This is a genomic window from Gabonia massiliensis (assembly GCF_001403595.1).
Classification (GTDB): domain Bacteria; phylum Bacteroidota; class Bacteroidia; order Bacteroidales; family Coprobacteraceae; genus Coprobacter; species Coprobacter secundus.
In genome coordinates, this window is sequence record NZ_LN877923.1 from 1 (window position 1) to 3,511 (window position 3,511).

Consider the following 3,511-nt stretch of genomic DNA (forward strand, 5'->3'; position numbering starts at 1 on the left):
GATTATCCAAAGTAAAAGATTATCCAAAGCAATAACAACTATAAGTTTCCAATAAATTGATTTTCAATATTACTTTTGATAATGTTGTTTGGATAATATAATGGTAATTTCGCATAGGGCTGGAACAAACCACCCGTTAAAATCAATAAATATGTCCAACAACAAAAAGAAAAACATTCATGTTCTGATACAAGAATGTACAGAACACTTACGGTTTCTTGGGTATTCGGAAGCCTGCATTACTTTACACCAGAAGAAATGGTCGGAATACCTGTTGCCTTATCTACAGGAAAAAGACATCGTGTTCTACTCGACTGAAGCCGGAGAATGTTACCTAAAATCAATTCTTTCGAATTTAACCCCATTCTCCAAGCGGGTACTTACCCGTAGTGTGCATATCCTTTCCGCTTATTTGGATACAGGTATTATTCCAAAAAGGATAGTACCAATAGAAGAACATCCTTTGCCCGGAGAGATTGGAGAAGCTGCACATCTTTTTCTGGAAGAGCTGGTAAATAGTCGGCGTAATGATATTACGGTTTTAAAACATCGCCGTAATTTGAGTTATTTTATTGAATTTTTGGAAACCAAGTCAAAATCAAAACTTTGCGATATTGGAGAAGATGAAATCGTGACCTTTCTGAGTACGAGTAGAAACGCCAGGGACAGATATTCTTCTATACGGCTGTTTCTCCGATTCCTGGCAGGTAAAGAATATATTCAGACAGATTTTGAATATGTTCTTTCTCGCAACCGTTATCCCAAACGGGAAAAACTGCCTTCCATATATAGTGCCGAAGAAGTCAAACAAATAGAGTCGTCGGTTGAACAATCAGGTCCGGTAGGGAAACGTGATTATGCAATATTGCTTCTTGCCACACGGCTCGGTTTACGCGCTTCGGATATTTGCAGATTGGAGTTTAACCATTTGGATTGGGATCACAATGTCATTGCATTCATCCAATACAAAACAAAAAAATCGATAGAGCTTCCGTTGCTTACTGATGTCGGTGAAGCCATAGTCAATTATCTGCGTTATGGCAGACCGATTTCCGGGCATTCGGAAATATTCTTATCGGCACGTCCACCTTATCGTCCAATGTTCCGTTGGGGAATAAACGGTGTAATATCAAGAATTATGAGAGAATCAGGCGTTGATATATCCAAACGTAAGTTCGGTCCTCATGCTATGCGTCATTCTCTCGCCAGCAGACTGCTTGCCAACGGTGTTTCGCTGCCAGTCATATCTGAATCATTGGGACACGAGAGTTCCTTGAGTACAATGGAATATTTAAGGGTAGATTTGTCAAGCCTGATGAAATGTGCCCTTGACGTACCGCTTGTCAATCCCGCTTTTTACGAACAGAAAGGAGGTATCTTTTATGGAAAAATGTAAATTTATGAGCGTATTCGCTCCATATATGCAAAAGTTTGTGGATGCAAAAGAAGCTCTGGGTTTTTCAAGGAAATATTTTGAAAGTGTTTTAGGGTTACTCGATCGGTTCTTCATCGAAGAAAAGGTACGGACTCCTTTTATCACAAGTGTACTGATAGACAAATGGGGACATACTTTGATTAATAACAGCTATAAAACGATTTGTAGCAAATATTCTATATTGGCACAGTTTGCAAAGTATATGAATAACATAGGTTTTCCTTGTTATGTACCTCGAATTCCAAAGAGCAAAGCCAATACGTATGTACCATACATCTTCACGCACGAACAAGTGCTTTCCATTTTTACAGTGTGTGATTCTCTTGTGGCCAGCGATCACGGAAATATGGACAGCCGTCTTTTTTCTATACCTGCCATTCTTCGCCTGCTGTATGGTACAGGGATGCGTGTGAGTGAAGCCACGTCATTGTTGAACCAAGATATAAATCTCGAGAAAAGAGTGATCACGATAAGGAAAACCAAGAACCAGCGCCAACGCCTGATACCTGTCTATCCGTCATTGCACCAGATGTTAAGCCAATATGTGGAAGCGAGGAACAGGCTGCCTTTACCCCATGTAAATGCCATGGAGTCTCCATTTTTTATTTCTCCATCCGGATTGCCTCTGAACCAGAGCAGGGTTTATGCGTGGTTCAGAATTATATTAAGAAAATGCAGTATTCCGCATTGTGCTAAAAAAGGACCCAGAGTACATGATCTAAGGCATACATTTGCCGTACATTCGTTGATGCACCAAGTAAGAAACGGGGCGGATATATATTGTACGCTTCCTATTCTTTCCGTTTTTCTTGGACATAAGAAGCTGTCCGATACGGAAACCTATGTGCGGCTGACACAAGAGATGTATCCGGATGTACTGAAACTGGAAAGTTCCATTACAAGTTTTTTATACCCCGCTTTACCCAATAATCCTGTAGCCTATGAAAGATGATTTTGCAAAGTATCTGACTCGCTTTTTTACAAGTTATCTGTCCGGAGAACGAGGTCTGAGCCATAACACCATAAGGGCATATGGAAATACATTCTTGTCATTCATAGATTTTATGGAAAAAACAAGATGCATTAAGGCAGACAGGATATCGCTGGAACATCTGACACGAAACAATGTTTCGGATTTTTTACATTGGACGGAAGAAAACAAAGGATGCGGTACATCAACACGCAATCAAAAGCTCGCTGCATTCCATACTTTTTGTAAGTATATGCTGTATACTGACATCTTCCATTTGGACCAATGGCAATCCATATTATCTATAAAATCGAAACATTGCGAAAAGCAGTCAGTAAGTTATCTGTCTATTGACGGAATAAGACTATTGTTGTCGTTAATACCAGTAAATACGAGAAACGGACTTCGTGATCTTGCCTTGATAGCGTTACTGTATGACAGTGGAGCCAGAGTTCAGGAACTCATAGATCTGACACCGACAGACCTGCATTTGGTTAAGCCATATTATGTGTCATTATTTGGCAAGGGACGGAAAAGAAGGCTTGTTCCGCTACAAGAACAGCAAGTGGAATTACTTAAAAAGTATATGGAAACCGAAGGTCTGTTGAAGCAATCGTTGAACCAACGTCCTTTGTTTGTAAACAACAGAGGGGGGAAACTCACAAATGCGGGGGTGACTTTTATTTTGATGAGATACGTGAGGAATGCACATGTCGCAGATCCGAATCTTATACCAGCCAAAATCAGCCCTCATAGCCTACGGCACAGCAAGGCGATGCACTTGTTGCAAGCCGGAGTGAACTTGATTTATATTCGGGATATACTCGGGCATGTATCTATACAAACTACAGAAATATACGCTCGGGCTGATTCCAAACAGAAAAGAGAGGCTCTTGAAGCTGCTTATGCAGACATCATTCCTGTCATGGATAAAGTAGAAGGCTCTTGGGAGAAAGATTCAAAATTGAAGCACTGGTTAAAAGGACTTGGAAAGTAGGACTAATTATTATCCAAAGTAGTTTTTGTAAGTATTAAATATAACTATCTCATAATCAAATACGAATAGAATACTGCTTTGGATAATCTTTTACTTTGGATAATCACGC

Annotated in this window: 3 protein-coding genes; all 3 read left to right on the forward strand. The window is 39.9% G+C overall.

Annotated features, from left to right (window positions below; all coding sequences use genetic code 11):
* Positions 1–151 precede the first annotated feature (151 nt).
* The 3 genes from BN2628_RS00035 to BN2628_RS00045 are packed head-to-tail and all read left to right on the forward strand — an operon-like array spanning position 152 to position 3,402.
* Complete coding sequence (locus BN2628_RS00035) at positions 152–1,396, forward strand: site-specific integrase (RefSeq protein WP_005801711.1); 1,245 nt, start codon at positions 152–154, stop codon at positions 1,394–1,396.
* A gap of 4 nt (positions 1,397–1,400) precedes the next feature.
* Positions 1,401–2,387, forward strand: a complete 987-nt coding sequence (locus BN2628_RS00040; protein ID WP_005801710.1) for a tyrosine-type recombinase/integrase — start codon at positions 1,401–1,403, stop codon at positions 2,385–2,387.
* Positions 2,377–3,402 carry a tyrosine-type recombinase/integrase gene (locus BN2628_RS00045; protein ID WP_005801709.1) on the forward strand — a complete coding sequence of 342 codons (1,026 nt, stop codon included), beginning with the start codon at positions 2,377–2,379 and terminating at the stop codon, positions 3,400–3,402. The genes BN2628_RS00040 and BN2628_RS00045 overlap by 11 nt, the downstream gene beginning before the upstream one ends.
* Positions 3,403–3,511: the final 109 nt, after the last annotated feature.